We start from the raw sequence: 12,855 nt of genomic DNA on the forward strand, positions 1-12,855 counted from the left end.
AATATTTAGAATTTATGGATTATTTGACGGCTTTGGTCGCGATACTGGCAAAGATCGCGTCCAGTTCGTCGGCCAGCGCGGCGAGGTCGTCACCGGCCTCCGGCACATAGGGCGCAAAGACTGTCGAGGGCAACTTGTAGCTGAGCGTAGCGGTGCCGTCCGCGTTTTCGGTCACGTAGACGCGGATCGGTGCTTCGATCATCGCCGCGGTCGACAGGTTCAGGACATTCACGGCGTAGGCATTGTTGAAAAGTCCAATCACCCGGTTGCCGGGGATGGTGATGCCGCGCGCCTTGGCGGCCCCGGTCGGTCCGGCTTGCGTGACGACGCCCATCTTGTTGGCTTTGGCTGCCGTTTTCACATCAGCGATCAACTGGTCATAGGTCTTGGATGTGGGTGTGACGGACCAGCCATCCCGCGGGGCCATGTCGGCCTGTGCCGTCGCGGTGGTCAGGATCAGAGCAAGCGTGGCGAGGGGCAGGCGCATGGGTGGTCTCCGACATTGAATACCGGCACAGGGAAGCATGTGGGCGGAGCCTTGCCCAATCACGTCTGTGTGCGTGGATTTTGCCCGGACGGACGGGTAGGGAAAGCCCATGAAACGCTTGCTTGTGATTGTCATGCTGGTCGCAGTGGCGGCCTGCGCATCGCCCGAACCCGAGGCGCCGCCCGTGTCGGCCGTGCCGCTTTATCCCAACGAGACACCCGAGTTGCGCGCCCAGATCGAGGCGGCGGCTGTCGAGAACGACATACCCGTGGCCTTGGTGCAGAGGGTGGTTATTCGCGAAAGCACCCACCGCCCGTGGGCGCGGAACGGGCCCTATTACGGGTTGATGCAGATTCTGCCCGCGACCGCCCGTAGCATGGGGTTTCGTGGGCAACCCACTGATTTGCTGGATGCGGAGACCAACTTGAAATACGCGACACGCTATTTGCGGGGGGCGTGGCTTGTGTCCGGTGGGGATATGGATGAGGCAGTCATGTGGTATGCGCGTGGCTACTACTTCGAGGCCAAGCGGTTGGGTCTGATCGAGGAAACCGGCGTGGATGGGCGCAAGGTCTGGCCGGATTGAAGCCGGTGCGTGACGCTCTTTGCCCGCGGCAAAGACGCCCCACCCACCGTCCCTGATTTGGTTTAGGTGCTGGCGATCATCTCGGACTGCCGCACGATCACTTCGGCCTGCTTGATCGAGGCGATGTCGACGAGGCGGCCCTTGTAGACGGTTGCCCCTTCGCCTTTGGCCTTGGCTTCTTCCATGGCGGCGAGGATTTCGCGGGCTTCGGTGATGGCTTCCTCGGACGGGGTGAAGACGTCGTTGGCGAGTGCCACCTGCTTGGGGTGGATCGCCCATTTGCCGACCATGCCGAGCGTGGCCGAGCGCAGGGCCTGTGCGCGGAATCCTTCGTCATCGGAGAAGTCGCCGAAGGGGCCGTCGACGGGCAGGACGCCGTGGGTGCGGCAGGCCGCCACGATGGCGGCTTGTGCCCAGTGCCACGGGTCGGACCAGTGTTTTTGCCCTTCGTGCAGCATGTAGTAGTTCGCCTGCGTGCCGCCGATGCCGGTGGTGGCCATGCCCATGGAGGCGGCGAAGTCGGCAGCGCCCAGCGACATGGCGGCAAGGCGGGGGGAGGCGGCGGCGATCTCTTCGACATGGGCGATGCCGGCGGCGGATTCGATGATCACTTCGAAGGTGATCTTCTTGCTGCGTCCTTTGGCGGCCTCGATAGCAGTGACCAGCGCGTCAACGGCGTAGATGTCGGCGGCGCAGCCCACCTTGGGGATCATGATCTGGTCGAGACGGTCGCTGGCTTGCTCAAGCAGGTCCACCACGTCGCGGTACCAGTAGGGGGTGTCGAGGCCGTTGATCCGGACGCTGAGTGTCTTGGTGCCCCAGTCGATATTGCCGATGGCTTCGATCACGTTGGCGCGGGCGCTGTCCTTGTCGGAGGGGGCCACGCTGTCTTCGAGGTCGAGGTTGATGACGTCGGCGGCCGAGCCTGCCATCTTTTCAAAGATCGCGGGGCGCGAGCCCGGACCGAAGAGCTGGCAGCGGTTTGGGCGGGCAGGGGGCGTCGGTTGAAGGCGGAATGACATGGCGCGACCTTTGGTAAGATAATTTCGTTTTGGCTGTCTTGGCTGGTATTAAATTGCGCTAGCGGCTGCAAGGGCCATTTTGCAGGTGCAGCATCGGGCGAAGATTCTGTGGTGGTGTCATTCTCGTGTGCGAGAAAATTCGACAAATACTGAATTGGCGCACAAATCTTCGAAGATGGGGTGAATTCGGAAGTGTTTCGCGATGTGCTTGCGCCGCACTTGCGTAGACTGCCCGGCAAGGACCAAGGGGATGTCAGATGATTCAAACACCGTATCTTTTGTTTTTGGGTGACGCGCCGGACCAACTGGCGGCCAAGGTGGCGCAGGGGATCAAGGATTGGCGTCCCGAGAATGCCGTGGGCCAGATCCGGCTGGAGGGCTGTGGCGCGGATATGGGCCTGACCGATATGACTCTAGAGGAAGGCTTGGCTGCCGGGGCCAAGACACTGGTGATCGGTGTTGCGAACCGAGGTGGCGTGATCTCGGACGCCTGGAAGGTGGTTTTGGTCGAGGCCTTGAAGCTGGGCTACGATCTGGCGGCCGGGCTGCACAACCTGCTGCGCGACGAGGACGAATTGCAGGCGGCGGCCAAGGTGAACGGGCGGACGCTGCATGATGTGCGGGTGCCGACGATTGCCTATCCCATCGCCAACGGCAAGAAGCGCAGCGGCAAGCGGGTGTTGGCCATTGGCACCGATTGTTCCTGCGGCAAGATGTACACCGCCATGTCGATGGATGCGGAGATGCGCGCGCGGGGGATGAACTCGGACTTCCGGGCGACCGGACAGACCGGCATTCTGATCACCGGCAAGGGCGTGCCGCTGGATGCCGTCATCGCCGATTTCATGGCGGGTGCTGTCGAGTATCTGACCCCGGACAATGATGACGATCACTGGGATCATATCGAGGGACAGGGCAGCCTGTACCATGTGTCCTATTCCGGTGTGACCATGGCGCTGATCCACGGCGGCCAGCCGGATGCGCTGGTGCTGTGTCACGAGCCTACCCGGACACACATGCGCGGGCTGCCGCATTACGGGTTGCCGACGCTGGAGCAGTTGCGCGACACGGCTCTGCCGATCGCGCAGGTGGCGAACCCGGGCTGCTTTGTGGCAGGTGTGTCGGTCAACACCAAGGCGTTGGGCGAAGATGCCGCGCGGGCGTGTTTGGCGGAGATCGAGGACCGTATGGGGCTGCCCACCACCGACCCGTTCCGTTTTGGGGCTGGCAAGCTGGTGGATGCTTTGACATCCTGACCTTCGGCCCCGTGGCTGGTCGACCCTTCGGGGAGGATTTTTTGAAACAGGGAAGGGTGGACCCATGCGCATTGAAGTGACGCGGGACGTGTTTCGGCTGGCCCAGGCCTTTACCATTTCGCGGGGGTCGCGGACCGAGGCGCATGTGTTGACGGTGCGCGTGTCCGATGGCGTGCATATCGGGTGGGGGGAATGTGTGCCCTATGCCTGGTATGATGAGACGTTGGACTCTGTGACGGCAGAGATCGAAGCGCTGTCTGGGGAGCTGACGCGCGAGGGGCTGTACGACTTGCTGCCTGCTGGTGCGGCGCGCAATGCCGTCGATTGTGCGTTGTGGGATCTGGAAGCGAAGCAAGCGGGCAAGCGCGCTTGGGAGTTGGCTGGTTTGGCGGTACCCGGGCCGGAGATCACGGCCTATACCCTGTCGTTGGACACGCCCGAGGCCATGCAGGCGCAGGCGGCGGAGCATGCGCATCGGCCCCTGCTGAAGATCAAGCTGGGCACGCCGGATGATATGCCACGGCTGGAGGCGGTGCGGGCGGGTGCGCCCAAGTCGCGTATCATTGTTGATGCCAATGAGGGGTGGTCTGCCGAAGTTTATGCCGATCTGGCGCCGCATCTGGTGCGTCTGGGTGTGCAGATGGTGGAGCAGCCGCTGCCTGCGGGCGATGACGAGGCCCTGATTGGGCTGGAGCGGCCCGTGCCCGTGTGTGCCGACGAGTCTTGCCATGACCGGTCTGACCTACCTGCGCTGAAGGGCAAGTATGACATGTTGAATATCAAGGTCGACAAGACCGGAGGGTTGACCGAAGCGCTTGCCCTGCGTGATGCGGCGCGGGCCGAAGGCTATGACATCATGGTGGGTTGCATGGTTGGCTCGTCCCTTGCCATGGCACCTGCGACGCTGGTGGCGCAGGGCGTGGCTGTGACAGATCTGGATGGGCCTTTGCTGCTGGCGGAGGATCGGCAGGCGCCGCTGGTCTTTGATGAGGCCGGGGTGCATCCGCCCGAGGCGGCCTTGTGGGGATGAGGCTGCTTGGGTGCGACAGTGCGCCTGCGCCCCTTGCGCCCATTGAAATCGTAACATAACGCCACGCGCAAAGACCTGCCCGAAGGAGCGAAGCCCATGACCCGGACCGTATATGTAAACGGAGAGTACCTGCCCGAGACCGAGGCCAAGGTGTCGATTTTTGACCGGGGGTTCCTGATGGCCGATGGGGTTTATGAGGTGACATCGGTGCTGGACGGCAAGCTGATTGACTTTGACGGCCATGCTGTGCGCTTGCAGCGGTCGCTGGATGAGTTGGAGATGCAGTCGCCGATCTCGAAGGATGACCTGCTGGAGGTGCATCGCGAGTTGGTGCGTTTGAACGGGATCGAAGAGGGGATGATATATCTTCAGATCACGCGGGGCGCGCCGGATGATCGTGACTTTGTCTTCCCTGATCCCGAGACGACCGAACCTACCATCGTGCTGTTTACCCAGAACAAGCCTGGTCTGGCCGACAATCCGGCGGCCAAGAAGGGGATGAAGGTCATCAGCATCGACGACATCCGCTGGGGGCGTCGCGATATTAAGACGGTGCAGCTGCTCTATCCGTCCATGGGCAAGATGATGGCCAAGAAGGCGGGGGCCGATGATGCCTGGATGATCCAGGACGGGTTCGTGACTGAGGGTACGTCGAACAACGCCTATATCGTGAAGGGCAACAAGATCATCACGCGCGCCCGGTCGAACGACATTCTGCACGGGATCACCCGTGCGGCTGTGCTGCGGTTCGCCAAGGAAGCGCAGATGGAGGTTGAAGAGCGCAATTTCACCATCGAAGAGGCGCGTGAGGCGGATGAGGCGTTCATCACCTCGGCCTCGACTTTCGTGATGCCGGTCGTGGAGATTGACGGCGAGAAACTGGGTGAAGGTGTGCCCGGTCGCGTGGCCCCGCGCCTGCGCGAAATCTATCTGGACGAGAGCCGCAAGGCCGCCATCTAACCCCCCGATTTCAGGCCCGCTTTTCGATTATCCCTTGAAAAGCGGGCTTTTTATTCCCATTTGGGAATGTGAACTATATTAACATCGAGGGATAAATTAAATGAATGAAGAGATCATCCTGAGCCTTTTGAGCGAGAATCTGATCCTGATTCTGGCTGCCCTTTTCCTGCTGGTCTGTCTGTTTCTGGGCGTGCGCATCGTGCCGCAGGCTGACAAGTTCGTGGTCGAACGCTTTGGCCGCCTGCATTCGGTGCTTGGGCCAGGCATCAACTTCATCGTGCCGTTTCTGGACGTGGTGCGCCACAAGGTGTCGGTGCTGGAGCGCCAGTTGCCCAATGCGAACCAGGACGCGATTACGTCGGACAACGTGCTGGTGCAGGTGGAAACCAGCATCTTTTACCGCGTGACCGAGCCTGAGCGGACGGTGTATCGTATCCGTGACGTGGATGGTGCTGTGCAGACCACCGTTGCAGGTATCGTGCGGGCCGAGATCGGTAAGATGGAGCTGGACGAGGTGCAGTCGAACCGGTCGCAGTTGATCGACCAGATCAAGCATCTGGTGGAAGAGGCCGTAAACGACTGGGGTATTGAGGTGACGCGGGCCGAGATCCTGGACGTGAACCTCGACAAGGCGACGCGCGATGCGATGTTGCAGCAGTTGAATGCCGAGCGCGCCCGTCGTGCGGCAGTGACCGAGGCCGAGGGCAACAAGCGGGCCATGGAACTGAACGCGGATGCGGAGTTGTATGCCGCTGAGCAAGCGGCCAAGGCGCGCCGGGTTGAGGCGGAGGCCGAAGCCTATGCGACGCAGGTGGTGGCAGAGGCGATTGCGTCCCACGGGATCGAGGCCGCGCAGTATCAGGTGGCGCTCAAGCAGGTTGATGCCGTGTCGACCATTGCTTCGGGTGCCGGACAGCAGACCATTGTATTGCCGTCGAGTGCGATGGATGCGTTTGGTGAAGCCTTTGGCATGTTGAAAGGGAGGAAAGTGTGATGACGGCTTTGTGGAGTATCTGGTGGGCGTGGATCGTGGCCGCCCTGATCTTTGCCTTCATTGAAGTGTTCGTGCCTGCCTTTGTCTTTCTGGGCATGGCTGTGGGCGCGGTTGTCGTGGGCGTCGCGCTGGGGTTTGGCGCGCTGGGCTGGATCGGGGCTGGGTTGCCTGCGCTTCTGTTGCTCTTTGCGGTGTCATCCGTGGCCGCGGCTGTTGGACTGCGCAGCGTGATCGGCGTGCGCCGGGGGCAGGTGCGGATTGTCGAGCGTGACATCAATGACTAAGGGGTAAGGCGGAGGACACCTCCGCCTTACGAGTTCATGCGCCGTTGCCTGCGTGGCTGAGCAGTTCGTCCCCGTTGTGCACCAGCCGCGTGGTCCACGGAATCGGATTGCGCAGGGCGAAATGAGCCATGCAGGCGCCCTCGGCCTCGGCCAGCAGCGCCTCGATCCGGTCGCGCGGTTCGGGGCTTTCGATCAGCACATGGGTTTCAACCAGTTCAGTTTTGCCATCCGTGGTGTGGCCGAAGTCGCGCATGTGCCCGAGGTTGGTGGCAAAGCGCACCCGTTGTTCCAGCCTCAGCGACGTGATCTCGATCTTGCGGGCGGTGTAGATGTCGGTGAGGTGGGTCATCAGGCAGAAGCCGATGCCCGCGCAGAAATAGGCGAGCGGCGGTGGGGCCTGATCCTCACCCACGGGCGGCTGTTCATCGCAATAGAGTGTGAGCGGCGAGAAACCGGGGATGTTGACCGAGACGGAGCCGGTCTTGTGCTGTTTGGTGCTTGCTTCGGCGACGAGGTTGACCTCGAATTGCAGCGGGTCCGGGGCCTTGGCCCGTTTGAACGGCTCGGGGGTGAATGCCGTTGGGGTTGGGGCGTCTGTCGCGCGGGCGCCGACGCGGTAGCTCATCCCTTGTCTCCGACATTTTGTGCGAATGCGTCCTTGAACTCGGCCTTTTGCGCGTCGGAGGCTTCGGTCTGGTAGTTGGCTTTCCACTCGGCCATGGTCATGCCGTAGAATGTTTCGCGGGCGGCGTCCTTGGATATCTCAATACCCCTTTCGGCTGCAGCTTCCTGATACCAGCGCGACAGGCAGTTCCGGCAGAAGCCCGTCAGGTTCATCATGTCGATGTTTTGGACGTCTGTGCGGTCTTCCATCAGGTGCTGGCGCAGGCGGCGGAAGGCGGCGGCTTCCAGTTCGATGCGGGTTTGATCATCCATATGTGTGGTCCTTTTTGCTGGGGTTGGACCGGGGCGCTGCCCCGGACCCCGTCGTATTTCGGGTCAGAAGAAACTTGGATTAGAGATTGGCTTGTGCGCGCGCCGCTTCAAGGTGATGTGCCAGAAGGGTTGCCCAATGGCGTTGGCCCTCGGGGTGCGCGATGAGGTCCTGGCGGATTTCGAGGAGGACGTTGGGGCGGCCCGGGATATGGGCGTGCTGGCTCATCGCGTCACCGGGGAAAAAGCCCGCGTAAGGGGCGTTGTCACCCACGGGTGAGGTGAGTGCGGCAGAGAGGCTCGCAATAAGCGGGTCGGCAATGCGCCTGTCGCGGGCCGACAGCACGCCAATTTCCCACGGGCGAGGCGGGCGACCGATGAGTTGCGGCGTGAAGCTGTGCACGGCGAGAAAGGTGACGTCGCGCGTGTTTGCGGTGCGCGCAATCGCGTCGTGGTAGGGATCGTAAAGCAGATCAATGCGCCGCTGGCGTTCTGCCCCGGTTAGGGTGCGGTTGCCGGGGATGATCGTGCCGTCATAGAGCTGGGGCACCAGTGTCGGATCGTCGGCACCCCGGTTGGGGTCAATAACGAGCCGCGAGAAGTTGGCGCTGACCACCGGAGCATTCAACGCGGCACCGAGCGCGTTGGCAACGCCAAGGGCGCCAATGTCGATGGCGATGTGGCGCTGCATCTGAATATCGGGCAGGCCGAGGGTACCGCCGTTGACGTGCTGCGGCACGATATTTGTCGCGTGATCGCAGGTGATCACCCAAGCGCCCTTGCGCTCTGCCCCGATCACCGAAAACGGTGCCTGTGTCATTCGATCGTCACGCATTGCATTGCAGGTTTAGGTCAGTTGCCTCGGGATGTGAATTGGGCAATAAGAGCGCTGTTAGCGGTATCAAAAAAGGGGCAAGAGCATGCGACGCCTGCGCAATGTAAAGATCGTGGCCACTTTAGGCCCTGCCTCGGACACGTATGAGACGATCCGGGCATTGCACGAGGCGGGTGCGGATGTGTTCCGCCTGAACATGTCGCATGGCAGCCATGAAGAGATTGCCGAAAAGCACAGCATTATCCGCAAGGTTGAGGAAGACACCGGATCGGCGATTGCCATTCTCGCCGATTTGCAGGGCCCGAAACTGCGTGTGGGTGTCTTTGCTGGTGACAGCGAGATGCTGGATGAGGGTGCCAAATTCCGTCTGGATCTGGACGAGAAAGAGGGTAACAGCAGCCGGGTGTGTCTGCCGCATCCCGAGATCTTTCAGGCTCTGGAGGTGGGCAAGACACTTTTGGTGAATGACGGCAAGATCCGTTTGAAGGTGGAAGCCTGCGGCCCTGACTTTGCCGATTGCGTTGTTGTCGCCGGTGGTTTGATTTCCAACCGTAAGGGTGTGAACGTGCCTGACGTCGAGCTGCCGCTCGCCGCCCTGTCGGACAAGGACCGGTCTGACCTGAAATTTGTAGCCGAGCTGGGGGTCGACTGGATCGCGCTGAGCTTTGTACAGCGTGCGGCTGACGTGGAAGAGGCCAAGGACCTGATCCGGGGTCGCGCGGCTGTTCTGTCCAAGATCGAAAAGCCGAATGCCGTTGATCGGTTCGACCACATCCTGCAGGTCAGTGATGGCATTATGGTCGCCCGTGGCGATCTGGGCGTCGAGCTGCCTGTGCAAAACGTGCCGCCCATCCAAAAGCGTCTGGTCCGGAAGTGCCGCCATGCGGGTAAGCCAGTCATCGTGGCAACACAGATGCTGGAAAGCATGATCGAAAGCCCGATGCCCACGCGTGCCGAGGTGAGTGATGTCGCCACAGCGATTTACGAGGGGGCCGACGCAGTGATGCTGAGCGCGGAAAGTGCCGCGGGCAGCTATCCGATCGAGGCGGTGACGACCATGGATCGCGTCGCGGCTGAGGTTGAGCAGGACCCAACCTACACCCAGATCATCGAATCCAGCCGCAGTGCGAGCCGGGCGTCGGTGGCCGATGGGATCGTGGCCGCCGCGCGCGAGATTGCGGAGACGACCGATATCAAGGCGATCTGCTGTTTTACGCAAAGCGGGACAACGGCCCTGCTGGTCGCGCGCGAACGCCCGCGTGTGCCAATCCTGGCGCTTACACCGCTGGCCCGAACGGCCCGACGTATGGCCCTGAGCTGGGGCTGCAACTGCTACATCACACCGACGATGGAGCGGTTCAAGGAAGCCGTTGTTGGCGCAGCTCGTGCCGCGCGCGAGGGCGGTTTTGCCGATACCGAGGATCAGATCGTGGTCACTGCCGGTGTGCCCTTCAACGTCACGGGCACGACAAACATCCTCCGTGTGGCACCCTGTGATGAACGTTTGATTTACGCGACCGATCCGGAGTAGCGTCGCAAACATAACATAAGAACACGACACGAGCCCTGAATGAGCCCTGACTTCTACCTGGTTCTTGGCATCCTTATTGCCGCATTTTCGATCCCGTCCATCCTGTCAGCAATATCCGACCGGCGGGCGCCGCGCGCTTCGGCCATTACCGTGTTGATTGCTGGCGGCTTGATCGTGCTGGCACTTCAGACGAAGCCCGGTGGTTACACCTTGAACGAAATCCCGGACGTTTTCGTTCGGGTCATCGCCTCGTTTATCTGATCGCGGGCCTACACTGTTTCGGGGCGGAATCCCCCTTGCCATGTGCAGCAACTGCTCGTATACGCCAGCTTCGTTCCGCGCGTCCGGCCAAAGTGGCATGCCGAGTCGTGCGTCTACCGCAATCAAACGATGGAGACGGAAATGCCCAAGATGAAGACGAAATCGAGCGCCAAGAAGCGCTTTAAGGTGACCGCCACCGGTAAGGTGATGGCAGGTCAGGCCGGCAAACGCCACGGCATGATCAAACGCACCCGCAAATTCATTCGTGACGCCCGTGGCACCACGACCCTGTCCGCCCCCGACGCGAAAATCGTCAAGGGCTTCATGCCCTACGACCGCTAAGAAGAAGGAGCAGAGACATGTCCCGCACCAAAGGTGGAACCGTCACCCACGCCCGTCACAAGAAGGTCATCAAGGCCGCCAAAGGTTACTACGGTCGCCGCAAGAGCACCTTCAAGGTCGCACGCCAAGCCGTAGACAAGGCCAACCAGTACGCGACGCGTGACCGTCATAACCGCAAGCGCAACTTCCGCGCCCTGTGGATCCAGCGCATCAACGCCGCTGTCCGCGCCCATGACGAAGCGCTGACCTACAGCCGCTTCATCAACGGCCTGAACCTGGCCGGCATCGAAGTGGACCGCAAGGTTCTGGCCGACCTGGCCGTGAACGAGCCCGATGCGTTTGCTGCGATCGTGGACCAGGCCAAGGCACAGCTGAACGCCTGATCCCAACCACAAGTTGATGAAAAAGCCGCCCCATACGGAGGCGGCTTTTTTATTTGGTTTTGCAGCCTTTTGAGCCCGTGATTTCGCTTGATCCTGTAGGTTCAGCAGTTCACGATACTAGATGTAGGATTAAAGAGGTGGCGTAATGAATCTCACTCGGCTGGTGTACTATTCCCAACGAAACCCATCGGAGAGCCTGGACGCGCAGGAATTAATCGATACGTGCCAGCGCAATAACAAGCGTATGAACCTGACCGGGATGCTGCATTACAATGGCGACCACTTCCTGCAGGTGATCGAAGGCGGACGGGTTGAAGTGTCGGCGCTGTACCACCGGATTTCGCGTGACCCACGGCACAGCAACATCATCCTGCTGTCTTGCATGGACGCACGTGAGCGTATCTTTCCCACTTGGTCGATGGGCCTGCATCAGGGCATGGATGACCGCGCGCAAGGTATCTATCTGCGCTACTTCTCGACGGATGAGATCAATCCTGAAACAGTGAACGTAGACAGTCTGCTGGACGTGTTGCAGGATCTGTCAGTGGAATTATCACCGCGCTTTTCCGTAGACAGAGTGTAAATATCAGCGCCGGGCTTTCCGGCGCTCGCGGACCAGCGCATTCTCGGCACTGCGGGCGCGGTCTTCAGCCATGTTCGCCCTGCGCCGCCACTTTGCCGTTTCACCGGACAGCATTGCGATGTGTGCTGCACTTTCGTTGCGATATTTCTGCCGCGACAGCAGGTAGCCTATCGCGGCAGATACCGCCATGAATACAAGCGCGATGCCGAACTGAAGCGCAATCGTCGCCATCACCGTGTCCCCCCTTTCAACACCCGCAATTCCACGCGGCGGTTGACGCCATTATCGGCGTCGCTGCCCTGTTCAAGCGGCGCGCGGGACCCAAAGCCGACCGTTTCGAATTGCCGCGTGTCGATGCCGAGCGCTGACAGAGCCTCGACCGTGTTTTCGGCGCGGCTCCAGCTGAGTTGAAGGTTGGCAAGGTCCGAGCCTGAACTGTCCGAGTGCCCAGCCACCAAAACGCGTGCTTCGGGGCAAGCGTTCACCTGCGTCCCGATTTGCCAAAGCTTGTCGTAACTGCCCGGTGGAACCAGCGCACTGCCCGCATCGAATTGCATCCGTACCCCCGATACATCGGCGGCGAGGGCGACGACGCAGTCTTCTGTGACCTTGACTGACGCGGATGGCTCGACCTGTTGAGTGTCAGTTTCGGAACCACTTTCGAGCGCCACATGCCACGGCAACTCGGCGGGTTCATCCGCAGGTGACGTCGCCAAGGCAGGTGCGGTTGCTGTTGCCACCGGTGTCGTGGTCACTGCTGCGGTTGCCACATCATTGCTGATTTCTGGCGTTGCCGGGTCTGGATCTAAAGCGGCGTGTTGGCCCGCTTCTGCCGGTTCGCTGGCGGGCATGTTCAAGCTCAGCACACTGACGCCAGCAAGGACGATGATCCCCAAACCTCCAAACACCGACAGGGCCAGCGTCGAACTGCCCTTTGTCTGTGTCAGTCGCTCTGCACCGGCCAATGTCAGTCCGGCCGCCCGTAACGCGCGCATTTCGCGCTGCTTTGCCTTGCCCCGCATGTCGTCTCCCCCAGGTGACGTTTACTTGTAAAAAGTGACAGACAGTCCCGCTTCGTTGCGTTCAAAATGCACCTGCAACCCCAAAAGCTGCGCCGTCTCCCGGATCATCGGCTCGTTCTCGGCCAGGTCGAGGTCGGTGCGCCCGTCGTCGAGAACGAGGGTCAACCCCAGTTCACGCACAGTGTGCTGCAGCACCGATTTCAAACGATGCGAATACATGATTGGTTTCATTTGTCGCGACCGTCACTTCTTATCTACTCGATTCTTCATCAGTACCATATACTGTGCAATACGCTATTGAATACGCCAAGTGTTGTGATCTGGCGTAGATAAATGGATCATTCTC

The 12,855-nt window shown here is 60.8% G+C and carries 19 protein-coding genes; 11 read left to right on the forward strand and 8 right to left on the reverse strand.

The annotated features are described in order from the left end of the window. Positions 1 to 19 precede the first annotated feature (19 nt). On the reverse strand, positions 20 to 487 hold the full coding sequence (locus tag FD715_RS13105; protein ID WP_147110330.1) for a DUF302 domain-containing protein: 468 nt from the start codon (positions 485 to 487) through the stop codon (positions 20 to 22). A gap of 109 nt (positions 488 to 596) precedes the next feature. Between FD715_RS13105 and FD715_RS13110 the strand changes: the two genes are divergently transcribed. Next, positions 597 to 1,073 (forward strand): lytic transglycosylase domain-containing protein, encoded by a 477-nt coding sequence (locus FD715_RS13110; RefSeq protein ID WP_147110332.1) that lies wholly within the window; start codon positions 597 to 599, stop codon positions 1,071 to 1,073. Between the two features lie 62 nt (positions 1,074 to 1,135). Here FD715_RS13110 and FD715_RS13115 read toward each other — a convergent pair whose 3' ends face one another. Next, positions 1,136 to 2,095, reverse strand: a complete 960-nt coding sequence (locus FD715_RS13115) for an L-malyl-CoA/beta-methylmalyl-CoA lyase (RefSeq protein WP_147110334.1) — start codon at positions 2,093 to 2,095, stop codon at positions 1,136 to 1,138. A 257-nt stretch (positions 2,096 to 2,352) separates the two neighbouring features. Here FD715_RS13115 and dgcN point away from each other — a divergent pair, with 257 nt between their 5' ends. The 5 genes from dgcN to FD715_RS13140 all read left to right on the forward strand — a co-directional run bounded on the left by dgcN (position 2,353) and on the right by FD715_RS13140 (position 6,619). Beyond that, entirely contained in the window at positions 2,353 to 3,351 is a 999-nt protein-coding gene (dgcN, locus tag FD715_RS13120; protein ID WP_147110336.1) for an N-acetyltransferase DgcN, read from the forward strand. Between the two features lie 64 nt (positions 3,352 to 3,415). Next, positions 3,416 to 4,381 carry an N-acetyl-D-Glu racemase DgcA gene (gene dgcA / locus FD715_RS13125; RefSeq protein ID WP_147110338.1) on the forward strand — a complete coding sequence of 322 codons (966 nt, stop codon included), beginning with the start codon at positions 3,416 to 3,418 and terminating at the stop codon, positions 4,379 to 4,381. A 96-nt stretch (positions 4,382 to 4,477) separates the two neighbouring features. Continuing rightward, a complete protein-coding gene (locus FD715_RS13130) occupies positions 4,478 to 5,341 on the forward strand; it encodes a D-amino-acid transaminase (RefSeq protein WP_147110340.1) in 864 nt (287 codons plus the stop codon). A 100-nt stretch (positions 5,342 to 5,441) separates the two neighbouring features. Next, the gene (locus FD715_RS13135; protein ID WP_147110342.1) at positions 5,442 to 6,335 is read left to right on the forward strand and encodes an SPFH domain-containing protein; all 894 of its coding nucleotides are present in this window, start codon (positions 5,442 to 5,444) and stop codon (positions 6,333 to 6,335) included. Then, positions 6,335 to 6,619, forward strand: a complete 285-nt coding sequence (locus FD715_RS13140; protein ID WP_147110344.1) for a hypothetical protein — start codon at positions 6,335 to 6,337, stop codon at positions 6,617 to 6,619. Before FD715_RS13135 ends, FD715_RS13140 begins: the two co-directional genes overlap by 1 nt. 34 nt (positions 6,620 to 6,653) lie before the next feature. Here the strand turns inward: FD715_RS13140 and FD715_RS13145 are convergent, their stop codons facing one another. The 3 genes from FD715_RS13145 to FD715_RS13155 form a co-directional block, all read right to left on the reverse strand. Further along, positions 6,654 to 7,244, reverse strand: coding sequence for an OsmC family protein (locus FD715_RS13145; RefSeq protein WP_147110346.1), 591 nt, complete (start codon positions 7,242 to 7,244; stop codon positions 6,654 to 6,656). Continuing rightward, entirely contained in the window at positions 7,241 to 7,555 is a 315-nt protein-coding gene (locus FD715_RS13150; RefSeq protein WP_147110348.1) for a DUF1244 domain-containing protein, read from the reverse strand. Before FD715_RS13150 ends, FD715_RS13145 begins: the two co-directional genes overlap by 4 nt. A 79-nt stretch (positions 7,556 to 7,634) precedes the next feature. After that, positions 7,635 to 8,372: an N-formylglutamate amidohydrolase gene (locus tag FD715_RS13155; RefSeq protein WP_147110350.1), complete on the reverse strand. Its 738-nt coding sequence runs from the start codon at positions 8,370 to 8,372 to the stop codon at positions 7,635 to 7,637. A 100-nt stretch (positions 8,373 to 8,472) separates the two neighbouring features. Here FD715_RS13155 and pyk point away from each other — a divergent pair, with 100 nt between their 5' ends. The 5 genes from pyk to FD715_RS13180 all read left to right on the forward strand — a co-directional run bounded on the left by pyk (position 8,473) and on the right by FD715_RS13180 (position 11,487). Then, positions 8,473 to 9,918 (forward strand): pyruvate kinase, encoded by a 1,446-nt coding sequence (gene pyk, locus FD715_RS13160; protein ID WP_147110352.1) that lies wholly within the window; start codon positions 8,473 to 8,475, stop codon positions 9,916 to 9,918. A 39-nt stretch (positions 9,919 to 9,957) separates the two neighbouring features. After that, positions 9,958 to 10,179, forward strand: coding sequence for a hypothetical protein (locus tag FD715_RS13165; RefSeq protein WP_147110354.1), 222 nt, complete (start codon positions 9,958 to 9,960; stop codon positions 10,177 to 10,179). Between the two features lie 141 nt (positions 10,180 to 10,320). Beyond that, on the forward strand, positions 10,321 to 10,521 hold the full coding sequence (gene rpmI / locus FD715_RS13170; protein WP_027263382.1) for a 50S ribosomal protein L35: 201 nt from the start codon (positions 10,321 to 10,323) through the stop codon (positions 10,519 to 10,521). Between the two features lie 17 nt (positions 10,522 to 10,538). Next, entirely contained in the window at positions 10,539 to 10,904 is a 366-nt protein-coding gene (rplT, locus tag FD715_RS13175; protein ID WP_147110356.1) for a 50S ribosomal protein L20, read from the forward strand. Between the two features lie 145 nt (positions 10,905 to 11,049). Next, positions 11,050 to 11,487, forward strand: coding sequence for a BLUF domain-containing protein (locus tag FD715_RS13180; protein WP_147110358.1), 438 nt, complete (start codon positions 11,050 to 11,052; stop codon positions 11,485 to 11,487). Positions 11,488 to 11,490: 3 nt separating this feature from the next. Here FD715_RS13180 and FD715_RS13185 read toward each other — a convergent pair whose 3' ends face one another. From FD715_RS13185 to FD715_RS13195, 3 genes are read right to left on the reverse strand one after another with little or no spacing between them, the layout of a single operon-like run. Continuing rightward, a complete protein-coding gene (locus tag FD715_RS13185) occupies positions 11,491 to 11,718 on the reverse strand; it encodes a hypothetical protein (protein ID WP_147110360.1) in 228 nt (75 codons plus the stop codon). After that, a complete protein-coding gene (locus FD715_RS13190; RefSeq protein WP_147110362.1) occupies positions 11,718 to 12,509 on the reverse strand; it encodes an OmpA family protein in 792 nt (263 codons plus the stop codon). The genes FD715_RS13185 and FD715_RS13190 overlap by 1 nt, the downstream gene beginning before the upstream one ends. A 21-nt stretch (positions 12,510 to 12,530) precedes the next feature. Then, complete coding sequence (locus FD715_RS13195; RefSeq protein ID WP_147110364.1) at positions 12,531 to 12,740, reverse strand: hypothetical protein; 210 nt, start codon at positions 12,738 to 12,740, stop codon at positions 12,531 to 12,533. Positions 12,741 to 12,855: the final 115 nt, after the last annotated feature.

This window comes from Tateyamaria sp. syn59, from assembly GCF_007995245.1.
In the GTDB taxonomy this organism is placed as follows: domain Bacteria; phylum Pseudomonadota; class Alphaproteobacteria; order Rhodobacterales; family Rhodobacteraceae; genus Tateyamaria.

Bases quoted from the DNA above. Each gene is read 5' to 3' on its own strand.
- FD715_RS13185 (WP_147110360.1), bottom strand. From the start codon at position 11,718: ATGGCGACGATTGCGCTTCAGTTCGGCATCGCGCTTGTATTCATGGCG.
- FD715_RS13130 (WP_147110340.1), top strand. From the start codon at position 4,478: ATGACCCGGACCGTATATGTAAACGGAGAGTACCTGCCCGAGACCGAG.
- pyk (WP_147110352.1), top strand. From the start codon at position 8,473: ATGCGACGCCTGCGCAATGTAAAGATCGTGGCCACTTTAGGCCCTGCC.
- FD715_RS13180 (WP_147110358.1), top strand. From the start codon at position 11,050: ATGAATCTCACTCGGCTGGTGTACTATTCCCAACGAAACCCATCGGAG.
- FD715_RS13140 (WP_147110344.1), top strand. From the start codon at position 6,335: ATGACGGCTTTGTGGAGTATCTGGTGGGCGTGGATCGTGGCCGCCCTG.
- dgcN (WP_147110336.1), top strand. From the start codon at position 2,353: ATGATTCAAACACCGTATCTTTTGTTTTTGGGTGACGCGCCGGACCAA.
- dgcA (WP_147110338.1), top strand. From the start codon at position 3,416: ATGCGCATTGAAGTGACGCGGGACGTGTTTCGGCTGGCCCAGGCCTTT.
- FD715_RS13105 (WP_147110330.1), bottom strand. From the start codon at position 487: ATGCGCCTGCCCCTCGCCACGCTTGCTCTGATCCTGACCACCGCGACG.
- rpmI (WP_027263382.1), top strand. From the start codon at position 10,321: ATGCCCAAGATGAAGACGAAATCGAGCGCCAAGAAGCGCTTTAAGGTG.
- FD715_RS13145 (WP_147110346.1), bottom strand. From the start codon at position 7,244: ATGAGCTACCGCGTCGGCGCCCGCGCGACAGACGCCCCAACCCCAACG.
- FD715_RS13115 (WP_147110334.1), bottom strand. From the start codon at position 2,095: ATGTCATTCCGCCTTCAACCGACGCCCCCTGCCCGCCCAAACCGCTGC.
- FD715_RS13190 (WP_147110362.1), bottom strand. From the start codon at position 12,509: ATGCGGGGCAAGGCAAAGCAGCGCGAAATGCGCGCGTTACGGGCGGCC.
- FD715_RS13155 (WP_147110350.1), bottom strand. From the start codon at position 8,372: ATGACACAGGCACCGTTTTCGGTGATCGGGGCAGAGCGCAAGGGCGCT.
- FD715_RS13135 (WP_147110342.1), top strand. From the start codon at position 5,442: ATGAATGAAGAGATCATCCTGAGCCTTTTGAGCGAGAATCTGATCCTG.
- FD715_RS13150 (WP_147110348.1), bottom strand. From the start codon at position 7,555: ATGGATGATCAAACCCGCATCGAACTGGAAGCCGCCGCCTTCCGCCGC.
- rplT (WP_147110356.1), top strand. From the start codon at position 10,539: ATGTCCCGCACCAAAGGTGGAACCGTCACCCACGCCCGTCACAAGAAG.
- FD715_RS13110 (WP_147110332.1), top strand. From the start codon at position 597: ATGAAACGCTTGCTTGTGATTGTCATGCTGGTCGCAGTGGCGGCCTGC.
- FD715_RS13195 (WP_147110364.1), bottom strand. From the start codon at position 12,740: ATGAAACCAATCATGTATTCGCATCGTTTGAAATCGGTGCTGCAGCAC.
- FD715_RS13165 (WP_147110354.1), top strand. From the start codon at position 9,958: ATGAGCCCTGACTTCTACCTGGTTCTTGGCATCCTTATTGCCGCATTT.